25 protein-coding genes are annotated in these 26,465 nt (G+C 73.3%); 18 read left to right on the plus strand and 7 right to left on the minus strand.

Annotation, left to right across the window (positions count from 1 at the left end):
* Positions 1-17: 17 nt before the first annotated feature.
* From HCN51_RS28175 to HCN51_RS28195, 5 genes are all read left to right on the plus strand, one after another.
* Positions 18-254 (plus strand): PTS sugar transporter subunit IIB, encoded by a 237-nt coding sequence (locus HCN51_RS28175; RefSeq protein ID WP_080042848.1) that lies wholly within the window; start codon positions 18-20, stop codon positions 252-254.
* Positions 255-264: 10 nt separating this feature from the next.
* Positions 265-711 (plus strand): PTS sugar transporter subunit IIA, encoded by a 447-nt coding sequence (locus HCN51_RS28180; protein ID WP_080042847.1) that lies wholly within the window; start codon positions 265-267, stop codon positions 709-711.
* Between the two features lie 117 nt (positions 712-828).
* A complete protein-coding gene (locus HCN51_RS28185; protein ID WP_080042846.1) occupies positions 829-1,089 on the plus strand; it encodes an HPr family phosphocarrier protein in 261 nt (86 codons plus the stop codon).
* Positions 1,086-2,747 (plus strand): phosphoenolpyruvate--protein phosphotransferase, encoded by a 1,662-nt coding sequence (ptsP, locus tag HCN51_RS28190; protein ID WP_168013223.1) that lies wholly within the window; start codon positions 1,086-1,088, stop codon positions 2,745-2,747. Before HCN51_RS28185 ends, ptsP begins: the two co-directional genes overlap by 4 nt.
* 40 nt (positions 2,748-2,787) lie before the next feature.
* Entirely contained in the window at positions 2,788-4,077 is a 1,290-nt protein-coding gene (locus HCN51_RS28195; RefSeq protein WP_168013225.1) for a glycoside hydrolase family 3 protein, read from the plus strand.
* A gap of 8 nt (positions 4,078-4,085) precedes the next feature.
* Here HCN51_RS28195 and atpB read toward each other — a convergent pair whose 3' ends face one another.
* Positions 4,086-4,880: a F0F1 ATP synthase subunit A gene (gene atpB, locus HCN51_RS28200; RefSeq protein WP_168013227.1), complete on the minus strand. Its 795-nt coding sequence runs from the start codon at positions 4,878-4,880 to the stop codon at positions 4,086-4,088.
* 141 nt (positions 4,881-5,021) lie between these two features.
* On the opposite strand from atpB, the gene HCN51_RS28205 reads away from it, so the two are divergent.
* The 5 genes from HCN51_RS28205 to HCN51_RS28225 all read left to right on the plus strand — a co-directional run bounded on the left by HCN51_RS28205 (position 5,022) and on the right by HCN51_RS28225 (position 8,295).
* Positions 5,022-5,666, plus strand: coding sequence for an HAD family hydrolase (locus HCN51_RS28205; protein ID WP_168013229.1), 645 nt, complete (start codon positions 5,022-5,024; stop codon positions 5,664-5,666).
* 88 nt (positions 5,667-5,754) lie between these two features.
* Positions 5,755-6,264, plus strand: coding sequence for a DUF6912 family protein (locus HCN51_RS28210; RefSeq protein ID WP_080042841.1), 510 nt, complete (start codon positions 5,755-5,757; stop codon positions 6,262-6,264).
* A gap of 104 nt (positions 6,265-6,368) precedes the next feature.
* Complete coding sequence (locus HCN51_RS28215) at positions 6,369-6,815, plus strand: DUF2690 domain-containing protein (RefSeq protein ID WP_168013231.1); 447 nt, start codon at positions 6,369-6,371, stop codon at positions 6,813-6,815.
* A gap of 82 nt (positions 6,816-6,897) precedes the next feature.
* Positions 6,898-7,524 (plus strand): HAD family hydrolase, encoded by a 627-nt coding sequence (locus HCN51_RS28220; protein WP_168013233.1) that lies wholly within the window; start codon positions 6,898-6,900, stop codon positions 7,522-7,524.
* A gap of 63 nt (positions 7,525-7,587) precedes the next feature.
* On the plus strand, positions 7,588-8,295 hold the full coding sequence (locus HCN51_RS28225; RefSeq protein WP_168013235.1) for a haloacid dehalogenase-like hydrolase: 708 nt from the start codon (positions 7,588-7,590) through the stop codon (positions 8,293-8,295).
* 350 nt (positions 8,296-8,645) lie between these two features.
* On the opposite strand, the gene HCN51_RS28230 is transcribed toward HCN51_RS28225, so the two are convergent.
* The gene (locus HCN51_RS28230; protein WP_346433827.1) at positions 8,646-10,154 is read right to left on the minus strand and encodes a penicillin-binding transpeptidase domain-containing protein; all 1,509 of its coding nucleotides are present in this window, start codon (positions 10,152-10,154) and stop codon (positions 8,646-8,648) included.
* Between the two features lie 147 nt (positions 10,155-10,301).
* Between HCN51_RS28230 and HCN51_RS28235 the strand changes: the two genes are divergently transcribed.
* From HCN51_RS28235 to HCN51_RS28245, 3 genes are read left to right on the plus strand one after another with little or no spacing between them, the layout of a single operon-like run.
* Positions 10,302-11,222 carry a LysR family transcriptional regulator gene (locus tag HCN51_RS28235; protein ID WP_080042836.1) on the plus strand — a complete coding sequence of 307 codons (921 nt, stop codon included), beginning with the start codon at positions 10,302-10,304 and terminating at the stop codon, positions 11,220-11,222.
* A complete protein-coding gene (locus HCN51_RS28240) occupies positions 11,219-12,076 on the plus strand; it encodes a serine hydrolase (protein ID WP_168013239.1) in 858 nt (285 codons plus the stop codon). Before HCN51_RS28235 ends, HCN51_RS28240 begins: the two co-directional genes overlap by 4 nt.
* A gap of 58 nt (positions 12,077-12,134) precedes the next feature.
* Complete coding sequence (locus HCN51_RS28245; RefSeq protein ID WP_168013241.1) at positions 12,135-14,096, plus strand: acetoacetate--CoA ligase; 1,962 nt, start codon at positions 12,135-12,137, stop codon at positions 14,094-14,096.
* On the opposite strand, the gene HCN51_RS59830 is transcribed toward HCN51_RS28245, so the two are convergent.
* Entirely contained in the window at positions 14,086-15,735 is a 1,650-nt protein-coding gene (locus tag HCN51_RS59830; RefSeq protein WP_240973319.1) for an alcohol dehydrogenase catalytic domain-containing protein, read from the minus strand. The two genes, HCN51_RS28245 and HCN51_RS59830, sit on opposite strands and share 11 nt — an antisense overlap.
* A gap of 110 nt (positions 15,736-15,845) precedes the next feature.
* Between HCN51_RS59830 and HCN51_RS28260 the strand changes: the two genes are divergently transcribed.
* Complete coding sequence (locus HCN51_RS28260) at positions 15,846-16,874, plus strand: AraC family transcriptional regulator (RefSeq protein ID WP_168013243.1); 1,029 nt, start codon at positions 15,846-15,848, stop codon at positions 16,872-16,874.
* On the opposite strand, the gene HCN51_RS28265 is transcribed toward HCN51_RS28260, so the two are convergent.
* Both HCN51_RS28265 and HCN51_RS61525 read right to left on the minus strand, forming a co-directional pair.
* Entirely contained in the window at positions 16,828-17,487 is a 660-nt protein-coding gene (locus HCN51_RS28265) for a response regulator (protein ID WP_168013245.1), read from the minus strand. The genes HCN51_RS28260 and HCN51_RS28265 overlap by 47 nt on opposite strands.
* Positions 17,484-18,977: a histidine kinase gene (locus HCN51_RS61525; protein WP_206067966.1), complete on the minus strand. Its 1,494-nt coding sequence runs from the start codon at positions 18,975-18,977 to the stop codon at positions 17,484-17,486. Before HCN51_RS61525 ends, HCN51_RS28265 begins: the two co-directional genes overlap by 4 nt.
* A 136-nt stretch (positions 18,978-19,113) precedes the next feature.
* Here HCN51_RS61525 and HCN51_RS28275 point away from each other — a divergent pair, with 136 nt between their 5' ends.
* The 4 genes from HCN51_RS28275 (at position 19,114) to HCN51_RS28290 (ending at position 23,290) form a co-directional block, all read left to right on the plus strand.
* Entirely contained in the window at positions 19,114-20,031 is a 918-nt protein-coding gene (locus HCN51_RS28275) for an ATP-binding cassette domain-containing protein (protein ID WP_168013247.1), read from the plus strand.
* Positions 20,028-21,551, plus strand: coding sequence for an ABC transporter permease subunit (locus HCN51_RS28280; protein WP_168013249.1), 1,524 nt, complete (start codon positions 20,028-20,030; stop codon positions 21,549-21,551). Before HCN51_RS28275 ends, HCN51_RS28280 begins: the two co-directional genes overlap by 4 nt.
* Positions 21,552-21,606: 55 nt before the next feature.
* Complete coding sequence (locus tag HCN51_RS28285) at positions 21,607-22,383, plus strand: ABC transporter permease (RefSeq protein ID WP_168013251.1); 777 nt, start codon at positions 21,607-21,609, stop codon at positions 22,381-22,383.
* Between the two features lie 208 nt (positions 22,384-22,591).
* On the plus strand, positions 22,592-23,290 hold the full coding sequence (locus HCN51_RS28290; RefSeq protein ID WP_168013253.1) for a L,D-transpeptidase family protein: 699 nt from the start codon (positions 22,592-22,594) through the stop codon (positions 23,288-23,290).
* A gap of 1 nt (position 23,291) precedes the next feature.
* On the opposite strand, the gene HCN51_RS28295 is transcribed toward HCN51_RS28290, so the two are convergent.
* Entirely contained in the window at positions 23,292-24,722 is a 1,431-nt protein-coding gene (locus HCN51_RS28295; RefSeq protein WP_168013255.1) for an FAD-binding oxidoreductase, read from the minus strand.
* A 162-nt stretch (positions 24,723-24,884) separates the two neighbouring features.
* Entirely contained in the window at positions 24,885-26,459 is a 1,575-nt protein-coding gene (locus HCN51_RS28300) for an NADH-quinone oxidoreductase subunit NuoF family protein (protein WP_168013312.1), read from the minus strand.
* Positions 26,460-26,465 lie beyond the last annotated feature (6 nt).

Raw genomic sequence — 26,465 nt, forward strand, 5'->3', positions numbered from 1 at the left:
ATCCTAGGGAGGACCCGATGGCGGCGGACGTGAACGCGATCATCGCCGCGCTGGGCGGCGCCGACAACATCATCGAGATAGAGCCCTGCATCACCCGCCTGCGGACGGAGGTGCGCGACGCCTCGAAGGTGAACCAGGCGGCGCTCAAGGCGGCCGGCGCGCACGGCGTGATGGCCGCCGGCAACGTGGTGCAGGTCGTCGTCGGGCCGGAGGCGGACACGATCGCCAGCGACATCGAGGATGTCATCGGCTGAAGGCGAGACCATGACGACTGTTCTCGCCCCGATGGAGGGGACGGCTGTGGGGTTGGCGGCCGTGCCCGATCCGGTGTTCTCCGCGGGCATGGTCGGGCCGGGAACGGCGATCGACCCGCTGAGGGGGCCAGGCAAGGCCGTGGCCCCCATAGCGGGAAAGATAATGAAGCTGCACCCGCACGCGTACGTCATCGTGGGAGACGACGGCAAGGGCGTGCTGGTGCATCTGGGCATCGACACGGTCCAGCTCAAGGGGGCCGGCTTCCAGCTCCTGGCCGCTGAGGGCGACAGGGTGAGCGCCGGGCAGCCGGTGGTGGCGTGGGACCCGTCGGCCATCGAGGCGGGCGGCCGCTCGCCCGTCTGCCCCGTCGTGGCGCTCGACGCGCTTTCGGAGGAGCTGACGGGGGTAGCTGAGGGGGCGGTGCACGTCGGGGATGAGCTTTTCAGGTGGGGATAGCGGCCGTTCGCCCGAGACGGGCCGCACCCGGCACAATGAACGGGTTGCCCGTGTTTACCGCGATGACAGACGAAGGTCCGGCCGGTCTGGACCGGCTCGAGAAGGAGGAGCAGCAAGATGGGTGAGCGCAAGGTCACCGTGGCGGCGGAGGTAGGGCTGCACGCCCGTCCCGCGGCGACGTTCGTCCAGCGGGCCAAGCTGGCCCCGATGGACATCACGGTGGCGAAGACCCACGGCGGTGGTCCGGTCAACGGCAAGAGCATCCTCGCGATCATGGCGCTCGACGTCCGTCAGGGCGAGTCCGTGGTGATCAGCGCGGAGGGTGAGGGCGCCGACGAGGTGCTCGACGAGCTGGCGAAGATCGCCAGTACGCCATGAACCTCCGGGGGGTGGGGGTCAGCCCGGGCATCGGGCACGGCCCCTCTTACGTCCTGACCGTCTCCGTGCCCGAACCCCCCGAGGGCGCCACCTACACCGGTGAGGCGGAGCGGGAGAAGGAGCGCGCGATGGCCGCGCTCACGCAGGTCGCGGGCGAGCTGGAGGCCCGCGGCAACCAGGCGGGCGGCGAGGCCGAGGAGATACTCAAGGCCCAGGCGCTGATGGCCGAGGACCCCGGGCTCGTCGTGAAGGTGCGATCGCTGATCGACCGCGGCCTGGCCGCCCCCAGGGCGGTCTTCGAGGCGTTCACGAAGTACCGCGACGTGCTGACGGGGTCCGGCGGGTATCTGGGCGAGCGGGCCGCCGACCTCGGCGACATCAGGGACCGGGTGATCGCGCTGCTCAACGGGCAGGCGATGCCGGGGCTGCCGGTGGCGCCCGAGGAGCCGTACGTGCTGGTCGCCCGGGATCTCGCGCCCGCCGACACGGCGCTGCTGTCCAGGGACGACGTGGTCGCGTTCGTCACCGAGGAGGGCGGCCCCACCAGCCACACCGCGATCATGGCCAGGTCGATGGGCGTGCCCGCCGTCGTGGCCTGCCCGGGTGCCACGCGCATCCCGCCGGGCGTGCCGGTGATGGTGGACGGCACCTCGGGAGAGGTGCGGCTGGAGCCGGCCGCGTCCGACGTGGCCCACGCGGTCGGCGCCGCGACCGCCCGGCAGGCCGCGCTCGCGACCTGGACGGGGCCGGGCGGCACCGCCGACGGGCATCCCGTGCCGCTGCTGGCCAACGTGGGCGGCCCGGCCGAGCTCGACGCCGCCGTGGCCGCCGGGGCGGAGGGCATCGGCCTGTACCGCACCGAGTTCCTCTTCCTCGACCGGCCCGAGCCGCCCTCCGCCGAGGAGCAGGAGCACGCCTACCGGGCGGCGCTGGAGGCGTTCCCCGGAGGCAGGGTGGTGGTGCGCACGCTGGACGGCGGCGCGGACAAGCCGCTGGCGTTCCTGCCCGCGGCCACGGAGCCGAACCCGGCGCTCGGGGAGCGGGGCCTGCGCCGGTTCGCGCGGTACCCCGAGGTGATGGACGTGCAGCTCGGCGCCGTGGCGGCGGCCGGCGGCGCGTCGGTGATGGCGCCGATGGTGGCCACGGCCGAGGAGGCCGCCTGGTTCGCCCGGGAGTGCCGCGACAAGGGGCTGACCGACGTCGGCGTGATGATCGAGATCCCGTCCGCCGCGCTGCGGGCCGCCGACCTGCTCGCCGTGGTCGACTTCGTCTCGATCGGCACCAACGACCTGAGCCAGTACTCCTTCGCCGCCGACCGCCAGCTCGGCGCCGTCAGCGCGATGCACGACCCGTGGCAGCCCGCCCTGCTCGACCTGATCGCCGCCACCGCCGTCGCCGCGGCGCGGGCCGGCAAGCCGTGCGGGGTCTGCGGCGAGGCCGCGGCCGATCCCGCGCTGGCCTGCGTGCTGGTCGGCATGGGGGTCTCGACGTTGTCGATGGCGCCCTCCGCGCTGGCCGCCGTACGCGCCGGGCTCGCCGCGCACACGATGGAGCAGTGCGAGGCGGCGGCCGAGGCGGCACGGGCACCGTCGTCGGCGGCCGACGCGCGGGCGGCGGCCCGCGCCCACCTGCCGGGGCTCGACCGGCTGGGGCTGTAGCGGGCCACGGAGGGGTCGTCGGCTGGATACCTTTGGAGTCATGCTGAGGCGGATCGGTACGACAGGACTCCTGGTGATCGCGCTCACCGCGTGCGGCGGTGGCGGCGGCTCGGCGGAGGTGGAGCCGACCGGAGGCAAGGCCGCCCCGCCCGCGCAGACCACGCCGGCGGCCCCGGCGACGACGCCCGCCCAGCAGAGCGCGGTGGCGCGCGTGCTGGCCGGGCTGAGCGTCGAGGAGAAGGTCGGCCAGCTCTTCATGCCCGTCCTGTACGGCACCGCCGCCGACACGGTCTCCGGCGAGAACCAGGCGAGATACGCCGCCCGGACCCCGGCCAAGGTGATCGAGAAGTACCACCTGGGCGGCGTGATCCTGTTCCCGCAGAACGTCAAGAGCGTCGGCCAGGTCGTCGGCCTGACCAACGGCCTGCAGCGGGCGTCGAAGGAGGTGCCGCTGCTGGTCGGCACCGACCAGGAGAACGGCCTGGTCTCCAGGATGTCCGCCCTCATGACCGACTTCCCCGGCGCGGCCGAGATCGGCGCGACCAAGGACACCGCGCTGTCGAGGGAGGTGGCGAAGGCGACCGGCGAGGAGCTGCGCGCGCTCGGCGTCAACCTCGACTTCGCCCCCGTCGCCGACGTGAACGTCAACCCGCGCAACCCCGTCATCGGCCGCCGCGCGTTCGGCGACGACCCGCAGAAGGTGGCCAAGATGGTGGCCGCGGCGGTCAAGGGGTTCGGCGACGCGAAGATCGCCGCCGCCGCCAAGCACTTCCCCGGGCACGGCGACACCACCGTCGACAGCCACACCGGGCTGCCGGTGATCAGGCATTCCAGGTCGGAGTGGGAGCGCATCGACGCGCCGCCGTTCAAGGCCGCGATCGGCGCCGGGGTGGACGTCGTCATGAGCGCCCACCTCGTCTTCCCCAAGCTGGACCCGTCGGGCGACCCGGCGACGCTGTCCAAGCCCATCCTGACGGGGCTGCTGCGGGACAAGCTCGGGTTCAAGGGCGTCGTCTCGACCGACGCGCTCAACATGGCCGGGGTGCGCAAGAAGTACAACGACGGGGAGATCGCGGTGCGGGCCGTGCTCGCCGGGGCCGACCTGCTGCTCATGCCGAACGACCTGCCCAAGGCGTACGACGCGGTGCTGGCGGCGGTGAAGTCGGGCCGCATCTCGAAGGCGCGCCTCGACCAGTCGGTCACCCGGCTGCTCACGCTCAAGCAGGCCAGGGGGCTGCTGACCGAGGCGCCCGTGGCGTCGGCGGAGCGGGCGGCCGAGGTGCTGCGCTCGTCCGAGCACCGCAAGCTGGCCGCCCGCGTCCGTGATTGACGGAGTGACTAGTGCGAGCCGTGCAGGCCGCTCGCGATGTACATCGCGGCGAGCATGGCGAACAGGAACGCCTGAAGGAACTGGATGAACATCTCGAAGGCGGTGATCAGGACGGTCACCGCCACGCCGAGCACGCCCAGCGGCGCGCCCAGCGGAGAGAGCTGCTCGAACAGGAACCAGAACCCCACCGAGCTGAAGAACGCCACCAGCAGGTGGCCTGCGAACATGTTCGCGAACAACCGGATGAAGTGGGTGAACAGCGAGGTAAGGAACACTTCGGCGAGGATGAGCGGGGCGTAGATGCCGTACGCCCAGCCCGGCAGGCCCTCCAGGTGGATCACGCCGCGCAGGTAGCCGCGCACGCCGTGATGGCGGACGCCGAGGTAGACCTTGATGACGTACACCGAGACGGCCAGGACGGCCGGGAAGGCGATGTGCGCGGCGATGGGGAACTGGATGAACGGGATGACGCCCATCAGGTTCCAGATGAGGACGGTCAGGAAGATCGTCAGGAGCAGGCCCATCCAGCGGTCGGTGTCCTTGCCGAGGTTGGGCCGGGCGATCTGGTCGCGTACGAAGTCGTAGGCGTACTCGCCGAGGCTCTGCCAGCCCTGCGGCACGATCTTCGGCTTGGCGAACGCGGCCCAGCACACGGCGATGGCGATGACCGAGCTCAGGAGGGCGATGGGGACCGGTTTGGTGAACCATTCCGGCCCGCCCGGGATGATGGGGGCGAACTGGAAGAGTTCGGAGCCCGGAGCGGTCCACTCTTCAGGGGAGGTGATCAGGATCGTCGTCCGCACGGCGGTCCCTTCTGGGTAGCGACTTACGCTGGAAGGACACCTTAACCGGCGATTCAGGACACCCCTTTTATAGGGTTTTATCCCTTTATAAATGGGTCTACCCGGGTAAAAGTCATAAGCGTGACGCTCTACCCTAGAACGATGGTTACGGGTGTGCTCATCGACTGGGGCGGCGTCCTGACGACCAGCCTCTCCGACTCCATCGCCCGATGGATCGCGGCCGACAGGATCGACGCCGAGCGCTACCACGCCGTGATGCGCGAGATGATCGACCACGCCTACCGGGGCGGCGACGGGGAGAGCCTGGTCCACGCGCTCGAAAGAGGCGAGATCGAGGGCGCCGCCTTCGAACGCGACCTCGCCGCCCGGCTGCTCACCGTCGACGGCGTCCCGCCGGTCGCCGAAGGGCTGCTGGAGCGCATGTTCGCCGGCTTCGACCGGGTCGAGGCCATGTACGACATGCTGCGCGACGTACGCGGCAACGGCGTCAAGACCTGCCTGCTGTCCAACTCCTGGTCCAACACCTACCCCCGCGACGACTGGGACGAGATCTTCGACGCCGTCGTGATCTCCGGCGAGGTCGGCATGCGCAAGCCCGAACGCCGCATTTTCGAGCACGCGCTCGCCCGGATCGGCCTGGCCGGCGAGCAGTGCGTGTTCATCGACGACATCGAGGCCAACATCCTCGCCGCCCGCGAGCTCGGCATCGCGGGGATCCACCACCGCGACGCGGCCGGCACCATCGCCGAGCTGGAGAACCTCCTGCGGCTCACGTTGCGGAAGTGACCCGCCGACGCCGTGGTGACCAGGCACTATGAGTAGGGTGGCGATGCCTGGTGAGGCAGGCACTCCCACCGCGTTGGAAAGGTACGTCATGCGCGTCTATCTGCCGTGCACTCTTGCGGCCCTGGCCGCGGCGGTCGAGGCGGGAGAGCTGGGCCCCGCCCCGCTGACCGGCTATGCGGTGACGCCCGCCCTGATCGAGTGGTACGCCTCGGGCGACACCGAGGAGCTCGAATACGTCGCGCTCACCGACGCCGCCCGCGCCTCCCTGCGCATGCTGGCCGCCGAACGCGGCGAGGGCGGCAAGGGGGCGCCGCGCCGGGTCGTCGTCGCCGCCGAGGTGCCCGAGCGCTCCGCCACCGTCGGCACCAACCTGGAGGACCGCGCCCGCGTCCGCCTCGCCGAGCCGATCCCGCTGGCCAAGGTGGCCGCCGTGCACATCGACGACGAGTACGCCGTACCCGACATCGAGGCCGCCATCGCCGCGCTGCCCGCCTCCGACGAGGGCGACGACGACGCCCGGTTCACCGTCGACGGCGCGGAGGCGCACGAGCTCATGTGGTACGCGACCCAGGAGATCCCTGACCTGCTGCGTTCATAACGGTGCTATTACGGACGGGCGTGGTCCTTCACAGTGCCTAGCCGGATCTCGCTAGGGTCACGACCCAGCACGAATTGTCTGACAGAAGGAGTCGGTTCCACGTGATGCGTCGAGTCGCAGCGATCGCTGTAGGTGCGGTGGCTCTCCTGGCGCTGGCGCCCGCGCAGGCCCAGGCGGCCGCGCGCAAGCCATATGACCACCAGGACCCCTACCGGTCGGGCTGCGGCAACTCGGCCAGGGTCGTGAAGACCGCCAAGATCAACAGCCGGGCCAACGGGGAGGTCGGCACGATCAAGCTCATGTGGTCCGGCAAGTGCCAGACCAACTGGGTCGAGGTCAGGACCGCCACGTCCGTCCACGGCACCATCAACCTCTACACCGCCGACGGCCGGTCCGACTCGTTCCGGTTCAAGGCCGGCAACGGCGGCCGCCACTGGGGCGACATGCTCTGGGCCAAGGACATGTGCGCCTGGGGCAGCACCAGCGTCCAGTGGGGCGGCGGCAACGGCGGCCAGAACGGCCAGGGCACCACGGGCAAGGCCTGCAAATAAACGAGCGCGAGGGGCTGCGGCGGCGCCGTCGCAGCCCCTGGTTCATCGGATTGTCACACCGGCCCTCTAGGCTGGAAGTGACATGACGAAGCACATCATCTGGGATTGGAACGGCACGCTCTTCCACGACTCCGAAGCCGTGGTCCAAGCCACCAACGCGATCTTCAAGCCGTACGCGCTGCCCGAGCTCACCCTCGACGGCTTCCGCGCCGTCTTCACCCGCCCCATCTGGGTGGCCTACGAGCGCCTGCTCGGCCGCCCGCTCAACGAGGGCGAGTGGGAGCAGCTCGACGACGGGTTCCACGAGCACTACTTCCGGCTCTGCGACGTGTGCGAGCTCGCCGCCGGCGCCGAAGTCATCCTCTCCACCTGGACGGGCACGCAGTCGCTCTGCTCCATGGCCCCGCACCAGCACCTGGTGCCCAAGGTCGAGTCGTTCGGCATCACGCGGCACTTCACCCGCATCGACGGCCTCACCGGAGCCACCGGCGGCGAGAAGGCCGCCCACATGACCGCCCACATCCAGGCCATCGGCGTCGACCCCGGCGAGATCCTCGTCATCGGCGACAGCGTCGACGACGGGCTCGCCGCCCGCCACGTCGGCGCCAGGGCGGTCCTCTACACCGGCGGCATGACCACCAGGGCCGAACTGGAAGAAACCGGGCTCCCCGTCGTCGACCGGCTCACCGACGCACTCGACTACGCCTGAAATCGGCCCGGCGCGGGCCGTAACCTTGGAGGGACCCCTCAGGAGGCAGCCATCAACCGCCTTGTGCTGTGGAACGTCGACCTCACCCTCGTCGACGTCGCCATCGTGACCCGCGACGCCTACGCCGAGGCGTTCCGCCTCGTCACCGGACGGCCCCTCGTCAAACTCGTCCCCCCGCTCGGCCGCCCCGACTCCGAGATCGTCTTCGAGACCCTCGCCGTCAACGGCATCGTCGCCGAGGACGACCACCTGCCCCGCTTCCTGTCCGCCCTCGCCACCGCCTTCGCCGACCGGCGCGGGCGGCTCGCCAAGGAAGGACGCATGATGGCCGGGGCCAAAGACGCGCTCAAGGCCGTCTCACGGCTCGACGGCGTCGTCCAGACCGTCCTCACCGGCACCATCAGGGCCAACGCCGTCCACAAGCTGAAGGCGTTCGGGCTCGACCGGTACGTCGACTTCTCGCTCGGGGGGTACGGCGAGGAGGTCTACCCCAAGGCGACCCTGCTCCAGGTGGCGCAGTCCCGCGCCAAACAGCGGCTCGGGACGCCGTTCACGGCCGCCAACACGGTCGTGATCGGCGACTCCACCCGCGACGTCCAGGCCGCCCGGATCGGCGGGGCGGGGATGATCGGGGTCGCGTCGGGGCGCTCCATGGCCTCGGAACTCCGCGAGGCGGGTGCCGACATCGTCCTGCCGGACCTGTCCTCCGCCTCGGAGGTGGTGGCCGCCGTCACGGCCCTGACGTCCCGCATGGACCGCGCGGTCCACTAAGCGACCCCACCGCGCCCGCCATGCCGCGCCCCGCCGCGCCCCGCCCCGAGCGGCAGCGCCCGCCCGGCAGCGCCACGCGCGGTAACGCCCGCCGCGTCGCGCGGGCCTCGCCTCGCGCCCGGCCCCACGCCCGCGCCTCGCGTTCGGACGCCGGTCGCGCCCGCGCCTCGCCGCGCCCCTGCGCCCGGTGGCCGGTGCCAAGAGGCTTGCCGGAGTACGGCGGGCTCGTGGGGTGCGGTGGGGGGTGGCGTGTGGCCTGCGCCGGGGTGTGGTGGCGGTGTGGCGCGCGCACGTCGGGGTGCGGGTCCTGGGGTGGGGTGGGGGGTGTCTCGCCGTACAGACGGGCGGGATCAGGGGAGGGCGGTGAGGAAGCGGGCGGCGATGGGGGCGGCGACGGCGGAGCCGGCGCCGCCGCCCTCGACGATGACCGAGAACGCCAGGTCCCCCTTGTAGCCGATGAACCACGAGTGGGCGGGGGGTTCCTTGCCTGAGCCGTATTCTGCCGTGCCCGTCTTGCCGGCCGTGCCGGCGGGGAAGCTGACGCCGTGGGCGGTGCCGTCGGTGACGACGGCGGGCATCAGGCGGCGCAGGGCCTTGACGACGGCGGGCTCCAGCGGGCGCGGGTCCGTGGGCTGGGCGTTCGGGATGGGGGAGCCGGTGACGAGGCGGGGCGGGATGTAGGAGCCGCTGGCGATGGCGGCGGCGACGGAGGCCATGTTGAGCGGGCTGGCCAGGACGCGGCCCTGGCCGATGGCGGCGGAGGCGAGGTCGGTGTCGTCCTTGGGGTCGGGGAACTCGGCGCGTACGGCGGGGACGCCGGGCGTGATCGGGTTGCCGAAGCCGAAGCTCTTGGCGACCTGGCCGAGCTGGCCGCCGTTCAGCTCGGCGACGCTCATCTCGCCGAACGTGGTGTTGCACGAGTGCGCGAACGCGTCGCGGAAGGTCAGGGTGCCGAAGTCCTCGTAACCGGCGTTGTGGAAGGGGAAGCCGCCGATGTTCTTCTGGGCGGGGCAGGTGACCCGCTGGTCGGGCTGGACGCCGTCGGCGACGAGCGCGGAGGCGGTCACGACCTTGAACGTGGAGCCGGGCGGGTACTTGCCGAGCAGTGCCCGGTTGAAGCCGCCGGGCGCGTTGACGACGGCCAGGATCTCCCCGGTGGAGGCGCGCAGCGCGACCAGGGAGGCGGGCTTCTTCTCGCCTCGTAGTGCCGCGGCCCCCGCCCGGTGCACTTCGAGGTCGATGGTGGTCTGGATGGGCTTGCTCCCGCCGGGCGGGGCGGCGACGGTCTTGATGCGCCGGTCGCCTTCGTAGAGGTCGATCCTGGTCTGGGACGCGGTGCCGAACCGGTCGGGAAAGGTCTGTTTCATGCCTTCGACGAGTTGCTGCACCGAGCCGGGCGCGCTGGCGTTGTTGAGGTCGGTGCCGTCGGCGGCCAGGACGCGTACGGGGTCGGCCCGCTGCTCGACCAGCCGCAGGGACAGGCCCTTCTTGAGGAGGGGGTGGAGGGTGGCGGGCGTCCAGGTCACCTTCCAGGTGCGGTCGCGCTGGACGAGGTGGAGCTCGCCGTCGTACTGCCAGGGGCGCGTGCCGGTGAGGCCGGCGTGGAAGGGGACGGTGTCGCCGTCCGTGGGCTCGCCGGGCCGGAAGGCGGCCTTGGTGGCTTTGAGGTCGGTGAGGAAGCGCCGGTGCCGGCGTTCGAAGTCGGCGGGCGGGTCGGCGACGAGCGCCCGCATCGCCGGGTAGTTCTGGGCGGACCAGGCCGCCAGGTACTGGCGGGCGGTCTCCTCGGGCGAGCCTTCGACGCGCAGCGCCCAGATGACGCCGCCCGCGGCGAGGGCCGGGACCAGGAGTGCCGCCACGATCCACGGCCACCGCCTGCGGCGCCGTCTGCCGTAGATTCTCCCCGTTTGTGGTGCCATGACGGGAAGAACACCAGAGCCGCCAGTGTGGTGTCCAATACTGATATGGGCGGATTCCAGATATAAATCTGGATATAGTGGCTGGTCATGGACCTCGTCCGGCATCTGCGCTACTTCATCGTGGTCGCGGAGGAACTGCACTTCGGCAACGCGGCCATCCGGCTCGGCATGGCGCAGCCGCCCCTCAGCCAGCGCATCAAGCGCCTGGAGGAGGAGCTCGGCGTGCGACTGTTCGACCGCTCCGCCCGCCAGGTGCGGCTCACGGAGCCAGGCCGGCTGCTGCTGAGCGAGGCCCGCGAGATCGTCGGCCGGGTGGACCGGCTGCACGAGCTGGCCAGGCAGGGCGGCCGCGGCACGGTGCTGCGCGTCGGCGTGCCGCCCGACCTGGCCGCGACGGTGCTGGCCGCCCTGGTCGCCGCCTTCCGCGAGAGCAGCCCCGAGGTACGGCTCGCGCCCGCCGAGGTGTGGACCGCCGACCAGGTGACGGCCCTGGCGGAGGGCACGATCGACGTCGGCCTCGTCCGCCATCCGGTGGCCGCGCCTGGCCTGACGTTCGGGCAGGTGCTGGTGCAGGCGCAGGGCGTGCTGCTCGCGGAGAGCGACCCGCTGGCCGGCGTCGGCGAGGTGCACCTGGCCGACCTGGCGGGCCGCGAGCTGCTGATGCCGCCCAAGGAGGGCGAGCCGGGCTGGCGCGCCGAGGTGCTGACGGAGTGCCGCCGGCAGGGCTTCGTGCCCGCGCAGGTGCATGAGGGCGCCGGGCTGGGGCTGGTGCTGGCGGGGGCGGCGGTGGCGTTCGGGCCGCGGATGGAGCTGCCGGGCCTGGCCTGGAGGCCGCTGCTAGGCTCGCCGATCACGAGCCGCGTCTCCACCGCCTGGCGCGCGGCCACGCCCGCGGTCGGCGACTTCTCGGCCGCGGCCGCACGTACCCTGAAGGAGAGCGCCGGGATGACCGACGAAGGCGCCGCACCCGTGCGGCGGGTCAGCCGCAGGCCGGGGATGCTGGCATGAGCACGCCGGCCTTCGACCAGCTGTTCCGGGCCGCCGGGGTCACCGGCTGGCTGTACGCGGCCGACGTCGACACCGGGCACGACGTCGGGCACGGCGCCGACGAGCCGATGCCCACGGCCTCCATGTTCAAGGTGCCGCTGCTGGTGGCGCTGTGCCGGCGGGCCGACGCCGGGCTGCTCGACCTGACCGAGCGGGTCACCGTGACGGCCGCCGACCGGGTGGGCGGGCCGACGGGGCTGTCCTCGATGCTCGACGACGTGACGATCTCGCTGCGCGACCTGGCGTACCTGATGATCGCCCTCAGTGACAACACCGCGGCCGACAAGCTGCTCGGCAGGGTGGGGTTCGAGGCGATCAACACGATGCTGGACGCGTTCGGGCTGGAGGGGACGCGGGTCGTGCAGGGCTCGGGGGAGATGCTCGGCAGCATGGACGTGGACACCGGGCACGCGTGGCCGTTCGTGGATCCCGACGACATCGCCCGCCTGAGCGTCCTCGACCCGTCCCGGACGAACCGCAGCACCCCGCGCGAGATGGTCCGCCTGTTCGGGATGATCTGGCGCGACGAGGCGGCCTCCCCCGAGTCGTGCGCCTGGATGCGCGGGGTGCTCAACATGCAGGTGTGGCCGCACCGCATGGCCTCGGGTTTCCCGTACGACGACGTCGCCGTCAGCGGCAAGACGGGCACGATGCCGACGCTGCGCTGCGAGACGGGCGTCGTCGAGTACCCCGACGGCGGCCGGTACGCCGTGTCGGTCTTCACCCGCTCCTTCAGCACCGCGCTCAACCAGCCGCGCGCCGACGCGGTGATCGGCACTGCCGCGCGTATGGCGGTGGACCACCTACGGAGGTAGCAAGTTATGGGGTAGGCCGGGTATGACATTCCCCCGAACGGGCGACAGGATGAGGCATATGGTTGCTGAGGGCGAGCTTCTCTGGGAGCCGAGCGAAGAGATCGTCGAGTCCGCCAGGCTGACCCACTACCTGCGCTGGCTGGGCCGGCCCGTCGACTACGAGGCCGCGTGGCAGTGGTCGGTCGACGAGCCCGCCGCGTTCTGGACGTCGATCTGGGACTACTTCGAGGTGATCGGCGACCGCGGCGACGGGCCCGTGCTGTCGGGCGCGATGCCCGGGGCCACGTGGTTCGCCGGCGGCTCGCTCAACTACGCCGAGAACGCGCTGCGCCGCACCGGCGGCGGCACCGCGGTCGTGTTCGTCTCCGAGGACGGCGGCCGGCAGGAGCTGACCTGGGACGATCTGCGCGAAGAGGTCGCCAGGGTGCGCGCCGGCCTGGTCAGGCTCGGCGTCGGGCGCGGCGACCGGGTGGCCGGCTACCTGCCGAACATCCCGCAGGCCCTCATCGCGTTCCTCGCCACCGCCTCGCTGGGCGCGATCTGGTCGGCCGGCTCGCCCGACTTCGGGGTGCCGAGCATCGTCGACCGGTTCAAGCAGATCGAGCCCAAGGTGCTCATCGCCGTCGACGGCTACCTCTACAACGGCAAGAGCTACGACCGCTCGGCCGCGGTCAACGAGATCGCCGCCGAGCTGCCCTCGCTGCGGGCGACCGTGTGGATCCCGTACCTGGCGGCGGCCGAGGAGGGCCGCGCGCCCCAGCAGGCCGAGCCGGCGCCGGGGCACGCCCGCGAGCTGCCGCGCGGCGAGGTGATCGGCTGGGAGGGGCTCCGGGCCGAGGCGGGGCCGCTGGAGTTCGAGCGGGTGCCGTTCGACCACCCGCTGTGGATCCTCTACTCCAGCGGCACGACCGGGCTGCCCAAGCCGATCGTGCACGGGCACGGCGGCGTCGTGCTCGAACACCTCAAGTCGCTCGCCTTCCACCAGGACCTCGGCGAGGGCGATGTGTTCTTCTGGTACACCACCACGGGCTGGATGATGTGGAACTACCTCATCGGCGCCCTCCTGGTGGGGGCCGCGCCCGTGCTCTACGACGGGTCGGCCACCTATCCCTCGCCGGCCGCGCTGTGGCGGATCGCCGCCTCCGAGGGCGTCACGTACTTCGGGGTCGGGGCGCCGTACATCATGGCCTCGCTCAAGGCCGGCATCCACCCCGAGGGGCGGGAGCGGCTGCGCGGCGTCGGCTCCACCGGCTCGCCGCTGCCGCCCGAGGGGTTCGCGTGGGTGGCCGCCGAGCTGCCGGGCGTGCCGATCGGGTCGTTCTCCGGCGGGACGGACGTGTGCACCGGCTTCGTCGGCGCCACCATGCTGCATCCGATCAGGGCGGGGATCATCCCGTGCCGGTCGCTGGGGGCGCGGGTGGAGTCGTACGACCCGCAGGGCAAGGCCGTCGTCGGCGAGGTGGGGGAGCTGGTGCTGACCCGGCCGATGCCGTCGATGCCGGTCATGTTCTGGAACGACCCCGGCGGCGAGCGCTACGCCGAGAGCTACTTCGACGTCTACCCCGGCGTGTGGCGGCACGGCGACTGGATCAAGATCAACGAGGACGGGAGCTGCGTCATCTACGGCCGCTCCGACTCGACGCTCAACCGCGGCGGCGTCCGCATGGGCACCAGCGAGTTCTACCGGGTCGTCGAACGCTTCCAGGAGATCGCCGACAGCCTCGTCATCGACACGGGCCAGCTCGGGCAGGAAGGGCGGCTGCTCCTGTACGTGACGCTCGCCGAAGGCGCCGAGCTGACCGAGACGCTGGAGCGCGGGCTCTGCGACGCCCTGCGCCAGGAGCTGTCGCCCCGGCACGTGCCGAACGAGATCCGCGTCGTCCCCGGCATCCCCCGGACGCTGTCCGGCAAGAAGCTCGAAGTGCCGGTACGCAAGATCCTGCTCGGCACGCCCGTCGAGGACGCCGCCAACCCCGACGCCATGGCCAACCCCGAGGTGCTGCGCCACTTCACCCCATGAGGAGGGTGACCTTGCCGCGCAGGTCGCCCGCCTCCGCCCTGCGGTGGACGCGGGGGAGGGCGGGCAGGGGGTGCGACTCGGCGATCTCGACCGTGAGCCTGCCCTCGTCGATCAGCGCGGCGAGGGCCGTGAGCTGGGCCGGGTCGTAACGCATCACGAAGTGGCCCTCGCCCCCGGCGATCGAGACGGTGACGGGGCTGGCCGGGGCATGCGCGGCCGGGATCAGGTTCAGGAGCACGTCCACGTCGGCGGGCAGCGGCGTCGTGGTGTAGTCGATCACCTCGTCGGCGCCGAGCCGCCGGACGGCGGCGGCGCTGCGCGGGCTCGCCGTCGCGATCACGTGCCCGCCCGCCAGCTTGGCGAGCTGCACGGCGAACGTGCCCACCCCGCCACCCGCCCCGTTGACCAGCACCCGCCGGCCGGGCTCAATGCGGGCATGCTCGTGCACCGCCTGCCAGGCGGTGAGCCCGGCCACGGGGACGGCCGCCGCGTCGGCGAGCGGGATGCTCCGGGGAGCCCTGGCCAGGACGTCCGCGGGCGCGGCGACGTACTCGGCCGCCGCGCCGTCCACCATCCCGAACACCCGGTCACCCGCCGCCAGGTCACTGACGCCCGCGCCGGTCTCGGCGACCGTGCCGGACACGTCCCAGCCGAGCGTGTGCGGCAGGCTCGCGCGGAACACCTCCGGCAGCAGCCCCGAGCGCAGGCCCACCTCCGACGGGTTGAACGCGGTCGCCGCCACCTCCACCAGCACCTCCCCAGGGCCGGGACGCGGGACCGGCACCTCCTCGACGCGGATCACGGACGCGTCCCCGAACTCGTGGATCCGCGCCGCCCGCATGGACGACCGCGCACCGGCGGCCGGGCGCGGCCGCCGGAACGCGTCGGCGTGCTCCTCCCCCCACTCCCGGAACGTGCGCGGAGCGGCCTTCGTGACGTCCTCGACCGCCGGCGTGACCGGTGCCGGTCGGCGCGCCAGCTCCGCCTGGGCGCGCAGCACCTCCTCCACCGCGCCGGCCGGCCAGCCTCCGGCCAGCAGGGCGGTCCTGGCCAGCTCGGGCGCCTGCTCCTCCCACCGCGCCGGGATCCCGGTCACCTCGGAGACGATCCGCACCTGGTCCTCCTGGGACAGCGTCTCGGGGCCGGTCAGGGTGTGGGCCGCGCCGTGGTGCCCGGCGTCCAGCAGCGCCCGGACGGCCACGGCCGCGACGTCCCTTTCGTGCACCACCGGCTGGCCCGCCGCCCCGTACGCGCCCCGCACCACGCCCGCCCGCACCTGCCGGGCCCACCGCAGCGCGTTGGCCGCGAAGGCGTGCGGGCGCAGGAACGTCCAGGTGCCCGCCGCCTCCTCCACCAGCCGCTCGACCTCCCGCTCGGACCCGCGCCGCGCCGCCGACGACAGGTAGACCACGTGCCGCCCCGCCAGCGCGCGCAGCACCTCGCGCGCGCCGCCGGCGGTGGCGAACGGCCACACCAGCAGCACCGACGTCACCCCGTCCAGCGGCGGCAACGTCCCGGGGTCACGCAGGTCGCCGTCCTTCCCGCTCAGGGCGACCACCTCGGCCCCGGCCTCCCGCAGCAGCGCCACCGCGTGCCGCCCCACCGTGCCGGTCGCCCCGGTCACCAGAATCCGTCCCATGCCTGCTCTCCTCTCGTCCGCAGGACCACCGTAGAGAGGGGCGGCGAGATGGCCAATGCGTTCCCATCTCGCATTCATACGTCAGCGTCTTCCGCGCTAGAGTGCGCCGTATGGACGTGCTCAGCGACGTGATCGCCGTCATGCGCACCGGCCGGCCCCGGTCGGCCCGCGTCGAGTGGCGCGCCCCCTGGGGGCAGAGGTTCCCGGCGGCGCCCGGGTCGGCCGGGTTCCAGGTGGTGCTGCGCGGGGCGGCCTGGCTGATGCCGCCCGACGGGCCGCCGGTCGCGCTGTCCGCCGGAGACGTGCTGTTCTTCCCGCGCGGGCACGGCTACGCCATGGCCGACAGCCCGTCCACGCCGGTCACCGAGCCGCAGTGCGACCCGTACACCGACGAGAGCGACCTGTTCGCCTCGGCCTCGATCGCCTCGGCCTCGATCGACGGGCAGGGCGGCCCGGCCACGGTGCTGCTGTGCGGCGGCTACCGGCTCGACCCGAGCCGGGCGCACCCGCTCCTGCGCGACCTGCCCGACCTCATCCACCTGCCGGCCGCCCCCGGGCTGCACTCCGGGGTGCGGGCCGCGGTCGAGCTGCTGGGCGCCGAGATCCACCAGCCCGGGCTGGGCGCCGACACGATCGTGTCGTCCCTGCTCGACATGCTCCTGCTCTACATCCTGCGGGCCTGGTTCGCCGCCGAGCACGGGCACTGCGAGGTCACCGGCTGGGCCGCCGCCCTGGCCGACCCGGCCGTCAGCGCGGCCCTCGACGCCATGCACCGCGACCCCGCCCGCCCCTGGTCCGTGGCCGAGCTGGGCGCGCGGGCCGGGCTGTCGCGGGCCGCGTTCGCGCGCCGGTTCGCCACGCTCGTGGGGCAGCCGCCGCTGGCGTACCTGACCTGGTGGCGGCTGTCCAGCGCGGGCCGGCTGCTGCGGGAGACGGACGCGCCGCTCAACGAGATCGCCGCCCAGGTCGGGTACGGCTCGGAGTTCGCCTTCGCCAACGCCTTCAAGCGCGAGTACGGCGTGGCACCGGGCAAGTACCGCCGCACGGCCTGCCCGCCTCCGGCGGCGGCCCCCGCGATGGAGCGCCAGCCGGTCAGCCGCGTTCGCCGGGCACGACCAGCCCCGATTCGTACGCGGTGACGACCGCCTGGGTCCTGTCGCGCAGGCCGAGCTTGTTCAGCACGCGGCTCACATGGGTCTTCACCGTCTCCTCGGTCACCACCAGCCGGTCGGCGATCTCCAGGTTCGACAGGCCCTCGGCCACCAGCCGCAGGACCTGGGTCTCGCGCGGGGTGAGCGCCGACAGGCCCGCGTCCGGGCGGCCCCGCCGGGCCGGCAGGCGGGCGAACTCGCTGATCAGGCGGCGGGTGACGGCCGGGGCCAGCAACGCGTCCCCTGCGGCGACCACGCGGACGGCGTCGAAGAGGCGCTCGGCCGTGACGTCCTTGAGCAGGAAGCCGCTGGCGCCCGCGCGCAGGGCGTCGTAGACGTACTCGTCGAGGTCGAACGTGGTCAGGATGAGCACCCTCGGCCCGCCAGGCCCGGCCAGCACCCGGGTGGCCTCGATGCCGCTCATGACCGGCATGCGGACGTCCATCAGCACGACGTCCGGTGACAGGCCCCGGCACACCCGCACCGCCTCCGCCCCGTCGGCGGCGGTGCCGACGACCTCGAAGTCCGGCTGCGTGTCCAGCAGCTCGGCGAACCCCGTGCGGACCACCAGATGATCGTCGGCGATGACGACGCGGATCACGAGGCGTCCCTGCCGGGCAGGCGGGCCTCGACCAGGAACCCGCCGCCGGGCGCCGCCCCGGTGCGCAGCTCCCCGCCGACGGCCGCCGCCCGCTCCCGCATGCCGGCCACCCCGTGCCCGCCACCCGTGCCGACCGGCTCGTGCCCGCCGTCCGCGCTTGGGCCGCCTGGCTCCAGGTGCGGCGGGCCGGGGCCGTTGTCGCGGATGAGGAGGTGGAGGGTGTCGCCGGTGTAGTCGAGCTCCACGTCCACCGCCGCCCCCGGCGCGTGCCGGCGGGCGTTGGTGAGCGCCTCCTGGACGATCCGGTACGCGGCCAGCTCCACACCCGGATCCAGCTCCACCGGCGCGCCCCGCAGGATCAGCCGGGTGCTGCTGCCCGACGCCTCGCGGGCCTCGTCCAGCAGCTCGTTCAGCTCGTCGAGGCGCAGGCCGGGCTGCGGACGCCAGGCCGGCTCCGCCTCCGCGTCCTCGCGCAGGACGCCGAGCAGCCGGCGCATCTCCGTCAGCGCCGCCCTGGCGGTGTCGCCGATCGCCAGCAGCCGCTCCGCCCCCGCCGCAGGCATGCCAGGGACGGCCAGCCGCGCCGTCTCGGCCTGGACGGCGACCATCGAGATGTGGTGGGCCACCACGTCGTGCAGCTCCCTGGCGATGCGGGCGCGCTCGCCCCGGGCCGTGTGCTCCAGGAGGCTGTCGGCGATGACCTGCCGGGCGGCCGTGTCGGCCCTGGCCTGGTGGCGGGCGCGGCGGGCGATGCCGGCCAGCGCCGCCGCCGGGGCCAGGCAGCCGAGCAGCAGCGTCAGCAGGCGTACCGGGCCCTCGGACGCGCCCGTCACCTCCGCCACCACCGCCAGCACGGGGAACGGCGCGGTCAGCGCCACCGCGCGCCACGGCGGCCCGCCGAACCGGTAGGCGGCTATGAGCTGGGCGGCCAGCCCCGCGAAGGTGAAGGTGTGGAACGCGGTGACCGACAGCAGGCTCGTCCCCGTGACCAGGAGCCCGGCCGTGACCGGCTGGCCCCAGAGGAACGCGAGCGGCAGGGTGGTGGCCAGGGCGAGCAGCGGGAGGACGACGGCCTGCGGGGTCGGCACACCGGGCCCGCCGGTGCCGCGCGGCAGGCCACGCGGCTCGGACGCGCCCCCGGCCGGGGCACTCCGCGGGTCGCGGGCGGCGCGGCCGGGCTCGCCCGCCGTGTCGCCGCCCGGAGGCGCGGAAGTGCCCGTAGTGTCGGCGCCGCCCGAGGGCGACGGCATGGCCGGCGCCGGGACGGTCTCGGTGTCCGAGAGGGACAGGCCGGAGCCGGGTGGGGCCTGGGCGATCGCCTGGGCTAGGCCGGCCAGCGTCAGCAGCGCGACGAGCGCGAGCGGCGCGGACCGGGCCGCGGCGAGCCGCCGCACCGGCCGCGCCCACGCCCGGAGCCGCCGGGACGTCCCAGCCACCTTCCCGAGCCGCCGGACCGGCCGCGTCTCGTCCCGGTCGTACGCTCGCTCCACGGACCTCATTGTTTCCCCGCCACCCCTCACCTGGCATCCCTCCCAGGAGGGACGGGCGCTCCCGGGCACGAGTGAGGCCGAGGATCGCTCCTGGGCGTGACGACCGCCGGGGGCGCCGCTGCCTAGTGTCCTGGACATGGAAGCAACCATCGAAGTCGCCGGGCTGCGCAAGCGCTTCGGCCGGACGACGGCGCTGGACGGGATGACGTTCACGGTGCTGCCCGGCCAGGTGACCGGGTTCGTCGGGCCGAACGGCGCGGGCAAGTCCACGACGATGCGCGTGGTGCTCGGCCTCGACGCCCCCGACGAGGGGCACGCGCTCGTGGGCGGCCGGCCGTACCGGAGCCTGCGGCGCCCGCTGGCGCACGTCGGCGCGCTGCTCGACGCGGGCGCGCTGCAGCCGGCCCGGACGGCGCGCGACCACCTGCTGTGGCTGGCGCACTCGCAGGGGCTGGGGGCGGGGCGCGTGGACGAGGCGCTGGAGCTGGTGGGGCTGGAGGGGGTGGCGCGGCGCCGGGCCGGCGGGTTCTCGCTGGGCATGCGGCAGCGGCTGGGGATCGCCGCCGCGCTGCTGGGGGATCCGCCGGTGCTCATGCTGGACGAGCCGTTCAAAGGGCTGGACCCGGAGGGCATCGTGTGGATCCGCGGGCTGCTGCGCTCGCTGGCGGCGGAGGGGCGGGCCGTGCTGGTGTCCAGCCATCTGATGAGCGAGCTGGAGGACACCGCCGGCCACCTCGTGGTAGTGGGGCGCGGCCGGGTGGTCGCGGACGTGGCGGTGTCGGAGCTGATCGCCGCGGCCTCGGCGGACCGGGTGACGCTGCGCACGGCGGACCGCTCGGCGGCCATGTCGGTGCTGGCGGGGGCCGGGGCGACGGTGGCGGCGAGCGAGCGGGACACGCTGGTCGTCTCCGGGATGGCCCCCGGGAGCGTGGTACGGCTGCTCGGCGCGCACCAGGTGCCGTTCTCGGAGGTGAGCGCGCACCGGGCGACGCTGGAGGAAGCGTACCTGGAGCTGACCAGGGACGCCGTGGAGTTCAAGGGGGCGGCGCGATGAGCTTCCGCCACGTGCTCCTGGCGGAGTGGACCAAGCTCAGGACGGTACGCGGCTGGGTGGCGGGCCTGGTGGCCGTCAGCCTGGTGGTGGTCGGGCTCGGCCTGCTCTTCGCCACCGGCAGCACCTCCTCGTGCAGCAAGGGCAAGGTGGAGGTGCCCTGCCCGACGCCGCCGCTGGGCCCGGACGGCACGGCGGTCGAGGACCGCTTCTACTTCGTCAGCATGCCGCTGGACGGCAACGGCTCCATCACCGCCCGGGTGAACTCGATGAGCGGCCAGATCCGGCTGCCCGACGCCACGCCGGGCGTGCGTAACGTCGTCTCCGGCACGGTGCCGTGGGCGAAGGCCGGCCTCATGGTCAAGGAGAGCACCGAGCAGGGGTCCGCGTACGCGGCGGTGATGGTGACCGCCGCGCACGGCGTGCGCATGCAGCACGACTTCACTCACGACGTGGCGGGCGGCGCGCAAGGGGTGGCGTCAGGGAGGCCGCGCTGGCTGCGCCTGAGCCGCACCCAGGACACGATCACCGGCGAGGAGTCGCCCGACGGCAAGCGGTGGACCAAGGTCGGCACGGCCCGCCTGGAGGGGCTGCCCGCCAAGGTGCGGATCGGCCTGTTCGCCGCCTCGCCCGGGGACGTGCGCGTGGAGACCAACCCGCTCGGCGGCACCGCCGCGGCCGGCCGCTTCAGCGAGGTCACCGCGCTCGTGGACGAGGTCAGCGTGAGCGGCACGACGTCCGGCACCTGGGCCCAGAACGACATCGGCGTCGACTACGACGTGGACGGCACCCCGCACCACCCCGGCAGGCTCGTCAGGAGCGGCGGCACGTTCGCCATCACGGGGGTCGGCGACATCGCGCCCAACACGACCGAGGGCACGGTCGAGCGCACGCTGACCGGCCTGCTGATCGCGCTGGTCGTGGCGATCGTGGTCGCGGTGCTGTTCGTCACCGCGGAGTACCGGCGCGGGCTGATGCGCACGACGCTGCTGGCCAGCCCGCGGCGCGGCCGGGTGCTGGTGGCCAAGGCCGTCGTGGCGGGCGGGGTGACGTTCGTGGCGGGGCTCGTGGGGGCGGCCGTCACGGTGCCGCTCGCGGTGCGGATCCTGCGCGGCAACGGGATCTTCACGCTGCCGGTGGACCCGCTCACGCAGGTGCGGGTGATCGCCGGCGCGGCGGGGGTGCTGGCGGTGTCCGCGGTGCTCGCCCTGGCGCTCGGCGCGCTCTTCCGGCGCAGCGCGCCCGCGGTCATCGTGGCGATCGTGGTGCTCGTGGTGCCGTACGTGCTGGCCACCGCGTCCATCCTGCCCGACGAGGTGTCGCGGTGGCTGCTGCGGGTGACGCCGGCGGCCGGGTTCGCGATCCAGCAGAGCGTGCCCGCGTACGAGCACGTGATCTCGCACTACGTGCCCGCCATGGGGTACTTCCCGCTGCCGCCGTGGGGCGGGTTCGCGGTGTTGTGCGCGTACGCGGCCCTGGCGCTCGGCCTGGCCGTGCGCCGCCTGAACGGGAGGGACGCGTGAGACGCGAGCTGGACGGGGGCGACGCGTTGAGGCGCGAGCTGGACGGGGGAGACGGGTGAGGCGGGAGTTGCATGCCGAGTGGACCAAGCTGCGCACGGTGGCCGGGCCCGGCTGGTTGGTGCTGGGGATCGTCGTGCTGACCGTGGCGGGCAGCGCCGCCGCGGCCGGTGCGATGGAGTGCCCGTCGCCGGGGTGCGGGCAGGACGCGACCCGGATCGGCCTGTTCGGGGTCCAGCTCGGGCAGGGGCTGGTGGCGCTGCTGGCCGTGGTGGCGGTCTGTGCCGAGTACAGCACGGGCATGATCCGCACCACCCTGATCGCGATGCCGCGCCGGACGGCCGCGCTGGCCGCCAGGACGGGCCTGCTCGCCGGGCTGGCGCTGGCCGCCGGGACGCTCGGCGTGCTCGGCTCCCTGCTGGTGGCGCGGCTGCTGCTGCCGGGCAACGGCTTCACGCCCGAGCACGGCTACCCGCCGTTGTCGCTCGCCGACGGGCCCACGCTGCGGGCGGCGGCCGGGTCGGTGCTCTATCTCGGGCTGGTCGCCGTGCTGAGCGCGGGGGTGGCGACGGCCGTACGGGACTCGGCGGCGGCGGCGGGGGCCGTGCTGGGGCTGCTCTACCTCTTCCCGGTGATCGTCCTGATGATCAGGAACGAGGACGTGCAGCGCCTGCTCTGGCGCATCTCGCCCATGAACGCCGGCCTGGCCGTCCAGGCCACCACGAGCCTGCCCACCATGCCGATCGGCGCGTGGGCGGGGCTCGGCGTGGCCGCCGCGTGGGCGGGGGCGGCGCTGCTGCTCGGCGGGTGGCTGCTCCGCAAACGGGACGCCTGAAGCGGCAGGCCGCTGCTCCGCGGGCGGGACGCCTGAAGCGGCGGGTCGTCGAGCGGCGGCCGTCTGCCCCCTGCGCGGACGAGACGCCTAAATACGAAATACCCGATTTTGGCGGGATCCGGTTATTAGCCGGGGCTTTGCTTGATAAAAGCCATGAATTCTCGGCGGGGCGGGTAGGCGTTGATTTATGAGGATAAAGCTTCAAACAATGGCCGCCCTTGGTGTCATGGCCGCCGCCGTCTGCGCATTCCCGGCCCCCGCCTTGGCCGACCACACGGACCAGGTCGCGTACACGGAAGGGGTCGTGCTGAAGCCCGGAGACCGGGGCGAGGCCGTCAAGGTGCTGCAGGAGCGGCTGCACCGCGGCCGCTACTACTTCGGCAAGATCAACGGCGTCTACGACGACCAGACCAAGATGGCCGTGTGGGCGCTGCAGAAGCACCGCAGGATGATGCCGCAGGGCGAGGTGGGCCCGAAGGTGTGGTCGGCACTGGACCGCACGGCACGCCGGCGCCCCCTGGTGCCGAACGGCGGCGCGAACCGGGTGGAGATCAGCCTGCGCGACCAGCTCCTGACCGTCTACCGCGACCGCAAACCGGCCCTGATCACGCACATCTCCTCCGGCGCCGAGGTGCGCTACTGCGAGGACGGCCGCTGCGGCAACGCCATCACCCCGGTCGGCGACTTCCGCGTCTCGCGGCGGGCTCCGGGCTGGACGGTCGGGCGGCTCGGGTCGATGTACAACTCGCTGTACTTCGTGGGCGGCATCGCCATGCACGGCTCGACCAAGGTGCCGCTGCGCCCGGCCTCGCACGGGTGCGTCCGCGTGCCGCTGACGACGTCCAAGCGGCTGTTCGAGATGGTGAAGGTCGGCGAGCCGGTCTACGTGCGGGGCTCGATCATGTGACCTACAGGCCCTGCGGGAGCCGGAAGAGGCGGTTCGGGTCGTAGGTGGCCTTCACCTCCGCCAGCCGCTCGGCGTTCGGCCCATAGTACGAACTCCGCCAATTACTCAGATCCGGGTCGATGTAATTCACGTAGGCGTGGTCACCGAAATAGCCGGCCATGTCGCCGTGCAATTGCCGCAACCACCTCCGATCCGTCCCCTTCGCGTAATACTGCACGCTGAAAAGCGCCGCGCGATGCGGGAACGCGGTGGCCGACGGGGCGACCCGGCCGATGGCGCCGCCCATGGCGTCCAGCAGCACCGAGTGCCGCCCGCCGCGCGCCACGCCGTCCACCAGCGCCCGCACGCCCTCCGCGGGCAGCCGCCGGTAGGCCAGGTGCGACTTGGCGGCGAACGTCTCCCTCCGCTGGCGCCGGCACTCCGACACCGGCATCGACGCGCACCCGCCCATGATCTTCATCGCGTCGAGGTAGGAGGTCGTGCGCACCGAGCGGGACGACGGCCGGCCGGCCCGCTCGACGAACGGGGCCAGCAGCCGCTCCAGCGCGGCGCGGCCGCCCGTGTGCACGCCGACCACCGCCACGTCCAGGTCGCGCTCCTCGCGGCCCAGGTGCAGGGAGGACCACAGCTCGTCCGGCGCGGACGGCGCCCACGCCTGCCACGCCTTCACCACCGCCCCGGCCCTGGCCCACGGCCAGTGCAGGAAGAAGACGGTGAGGTCGTTCGCCTGATGCGTCCTGAACGTGAACGACACGGCCACGCCGAAGTTGCCCCCGCCGCCGCCCCTGCTGGCCCAGTAGAGCCCGGCGTGGCGGCGGGCGTCGCACGTCAGCACCCTGCCGTCGGCCGTGACCAGGCGTACCGACTCCAGGACGTCGCACGTGAGCCCGTACTTCCTGGACACCACGCCGATGCCGCCGCCCAGCGCGAGCCCCGCGATGCCGACCGTCGGGCAGGAGCCCGCGGGGATGCTCACGCCGTGCCGGGCGAGCCGGTCGTAGACGTCGATGAGCTTGGCGCCCGCGCCGACCGTGGCCCGGCCGGAGGCGTAGGCGACGCGGTTCATCCTTGAGACGTCGATCACCAGGCCGGTGCCGGTGGACCAGCCCGCGTAGGAGTGGCCGCCCGACCTGCTGGTGACCGGCACCCCGTGGGCCCGCGCGAACGCCAGGGACGCCGAGACGTCCGCCGCGCTCGCGCAGTACGCCACCGCCTGCGGCCGGACGCCGTCGAAGGCCGGGTTGTTGAGGCGGCGGGCGGCGGCGTACCCGGCGTCGCCGGGCAGCACGAGCGTGCCCGCCAGCCGCCCCCGCAACCTGGACCAGTCAGGCGGCGGCGTCACACCGCCCCCGGATCCAGCGGCCCGAGCGGGCAGCGCGAGAGGCGCCAGCGGCGCGAGTGCGGCGGCGTGCAGAAAGGCCCGGCGGTCCATGGCGCCTCCCCCGAGATCGTGGTGACCTCTCGTGAGACGCGCGGCCGGTCCGCCGGGTTCGTCACATTTCCCTGCCGATCACGCACGTGCCCTGCCGATCACGGGCGCGATGCCGATCATGCCCGTCGATCACGCGCGTGCGATGCCGATCATGCCCGTCGATCACACGCGGGCGATGCCGACGCGGCCGAGTCGCGGCACGCTCTCTCCCGCCTTCTTCAGCACGCCGTCCTTGACCAGCCGCAGCGGCCGGCCCGCGGGTTTGGGCTCGCCGCCGTGGTCGCCGCCGTTCGTCTGGGCCAGACGCAGGGCCAGCGCGGGGCACATGTCGACGGCCCGCCGCGCCTCCTTCGCCATGAAGCCGGGGATCTTGCGGAACGACGGGAACCCGTAGTCGTCCAGGTCCACGAACTCCGGGAGCAGGTGGGCGCACAGCCCGTGCCCGGCGCAGCGGGACCAGTCGACCTCCAGCCGGTACTCGGGCTCGGCCTCGCGCTCCGGCATGGGCAGCACCCCGCGCACGGGGCGGCCGCAGGAGCCCTGCTCCAGGTGCTGGGCGATCTCGACCTCGAACGCGTCCAGCGCCGACAGCACGAACTTGGCGGTGCCGTCGGGGTGGAAGCAGGCGCCGCGCCGCTCGACGCCGCGCACGCAGCGCCGTACCGCGTCGACCGAGCCGGTGCCCTCGACCAGCGCGTACATGGCCTTGGCGATGTCGGGCAGGCCGAGCCGGCACGGCCCGCACTGCCCCGCGGACTCGGCCGCGAGGTAGGCGGCGACCCGGGCGGCCTCGCCCAGGGCGCAGGTGGACTCGCCGAGCGGGACGATGATCCCGGCCCCGAGCGTGGCGCCGGCCTGCTTCATGCCCTCGCGGGAGAGCACGGCCGTCTCGACGACGTCCGCCGGCAGCCAGGCGCCGTGGTAGCCGCCGATGAGCACGCCGTCGCCGATGTCGGCCTCGCAGAGGCCGAGCACGTCCGACAGGTACGTGCCGGTCGGCGCCTCGATGACCGCTCCGTGGGCGGCGCCGCCGCTGACGGTGAGCAGGATCGTGCCGGGCTCCTTGGCGGTGCCGACCTCGGCGTACTTCTCGGGCCCGTACTCGGCCAGCAGGGCGAACTGCGCGTACGTCTCCGTGTTCGACAGCAGGGTGGGCAGCCCGTCCACGCCGCTGGTCGCGGCCCGCTTCTTCCTACCCGGCGGGATGCCCTCCTCCCCGTTCACGGCCTTGACGAGCGCGCCGCCCTCGCCGGAGATGAACCGCTCCTTGATCCCGACCACCCTGATCGGGACCCGGCTCTCGGCCCCGCCGGAGACGTTGGCGGCGCGGCGCTCGTTGACGGCGGCGGTCACGGACGCCTCGGCGACCTCGCCGCCGGCCGTGGCGACGACCACCTCGCGGGCGCCGAGCGCCTCGGCCGCCAGCACGGCGCCGTCCAGCACCAGGTGGGGGTTGCGGGTGAGGAGCATGGCGTCCTTGGAGCTGGCGGGCTCGCCCTCGGCGCCGTTGACGAGCACGACGCACTCGCCGCCGGAGCGGGCCGCGTCGGCCACGGCGCGCAGCTTGCGGGCGAACGGGAACGCCGCGCCGCCGCGGCCGCGCATGTCCACCTCGTTGGCGTACGAGATGAGCTCGCCCAGCTCCCTGGGCTCCACGAGGCCGTGGAGCGTGCGGTGGGCGGGCAGGTCGAGGCGACGGCAGTGGTCCAGCCCGGCGGTCAGCCGGGCCGGACCCATGCGTAA

The sequence above is a fragment of the Nonomuraea composti genome (assembly GCF_012034275.1).
Taxonomy (GTDB): Bacteria; Actinomycetota; Actinomycetes; order Streptosporangiales; family Streptosporangiaceae; genus Nonomuraea; species Nonomuraea composti.

What these genes read in the sequence shown, in the direction of transcription:
- HCN51_RS28195 (WP_168013225.1), top strand. Translation starts at nt 2,788, where the DNA reads ATGCTGAGGCGGATCGGTACGACAGGACTCCTGGTGATCGCGCTCACC.
- HCN51_RS28215 (WP_168013231.1), top strand. Translation starts at nt 6,369, where the DNA reads ATGCGTCGAGTCGCAGCGATCGCTGTAGGTGCGGTGGCTCTCCTGGCG.
- HCN51_RS28280 (WP_168013249.1), top strand. Translation starts at nt 20,028, where the DNA reads ATGAGCTTCCGCCACGTGCTCCTGGCGGAGTGGACCAAGCTCAGGACG.
- HCN51_RS28175 (WP_080042848.1), top strand. Translation starts at nt 18, where the DNA reads ATGGCGGCGGACGTGAACGCGATCATCGCCGCGCTGGGCGGCGCCGAC.
- HCN51_RS28260 (WP_168013243.1), top strand. Translation starts at nt 15,846, where the DNA reads ATGGACGTGCTCAGCGACGTGATCGCCGTCATGCGCACCGGCCGGCCC.
- HCN51_RS28245 (WP_168013241.1), top strand. Translation starts at nt 12,135, where the DNA reads ATGGTTGCTGAGGGCGAGCTTCTCTGGGAGCCGAGCGAAGAGATCGTC.
- HCN51_RS28205 (WP_168013229.1), top strand. Translation starts at nt 5,022, where the DNA reads ATGGTTACGGGTGTGCTCATCGACTGGGGCGGCGTCCTGACGACCAGC.
- HCN51_RS28275 (WP_168013247.1), top strand. Translation starts at nt 19,114, where the DNA reads ATGGAAGCAACCATCGAAGTCGCCGGGCTGCGCAAGCGCTTCGGCCGG.
- HCN51_RS28220 (WP_168013233.1), top strand. Translation starts at nt 6,898, where the DNA reads ATGACGAAGCACATCATCTGGGATTGGAACGGCACGCTCTTCCACGAC.
- HCN51_RS28180 (WP_080042847.1), top strand. Translation starts at nt 265, where the DNA reads ATGACGACTGTTCTCGCCCCGATGGAGGGGACGGCTGTGGGGTTGGCG.
- HCN51_RS28210 (WP_080042841.1), top strand. Translation starts at nt 5,755, where the DNA reads ATGCGCGTCTATCTGCCGTGCACTCTTGCGGCCCTGGCCGCGGCGGTC.
- HCN51_RS28295 (WP_168013255.1), bottom strand. Translation starts at nt 24,722, where the DNA reads ATGGACCGCCGGGCCTTTCTGCACGCCGCCGCACTCGCGCCGCTGGCG.
- HCN51_RS28290 (WP_168013253.1), top strand. Translation starts at nt 22,592, where the DNA reads ATGGCCGCCCTTGGTGTCATGGCCGCCGCCGTCTGCGCATTCCCGGCC.
- HCN51_RS59830 (WP_240973319.1), bottom strand. Translation starts at nt 15,735, where the DNA reads ATGGGACGGATTCTGGTGACCGGGGCGACCGGCACGGTGGGGCGGCAC.
- HCN51_RS28240 (WP_168013239.1), top strand. Translation starts at nt 11,219, where the DNA reads ATGAGCACGCCGGCCTTCGACCAGCTGTTCCGGGCCGCCGGGGTCACC.
- HCN51_RS28235 (WP_080042836.1), top strand. Translation starts at nt 10,302, where the DNA reads ATGGACCTCGTCCGGCATCTGCGCTACTTCATCGTGGTCGCGGAGGAA.
- HCN51_RS28185 (WP_080042846.1), top strand. Translation starts at nt 829, where the DNA reads ATGGGTGAGCGCAAGGTCACCGTGGCGGCGGAGGTAGGGCTGCACGCC.
- ptsP (WP_168013223.1), top strand. Translation starts at nt 1,086, where the DNA reads ATGAACCTCCGGGGGGTGGGGGTCAGCCCGGGCATCGGGCACGGCCCC.
- HCN51_RS28300 (WP_168013312.1), bottom strand. Translation starts at nt 26,459, where the DNA reads ATGGGTCCGGCCCGGCTGACCGCCGGGCTGGACCACTGCCGTCGCCTC.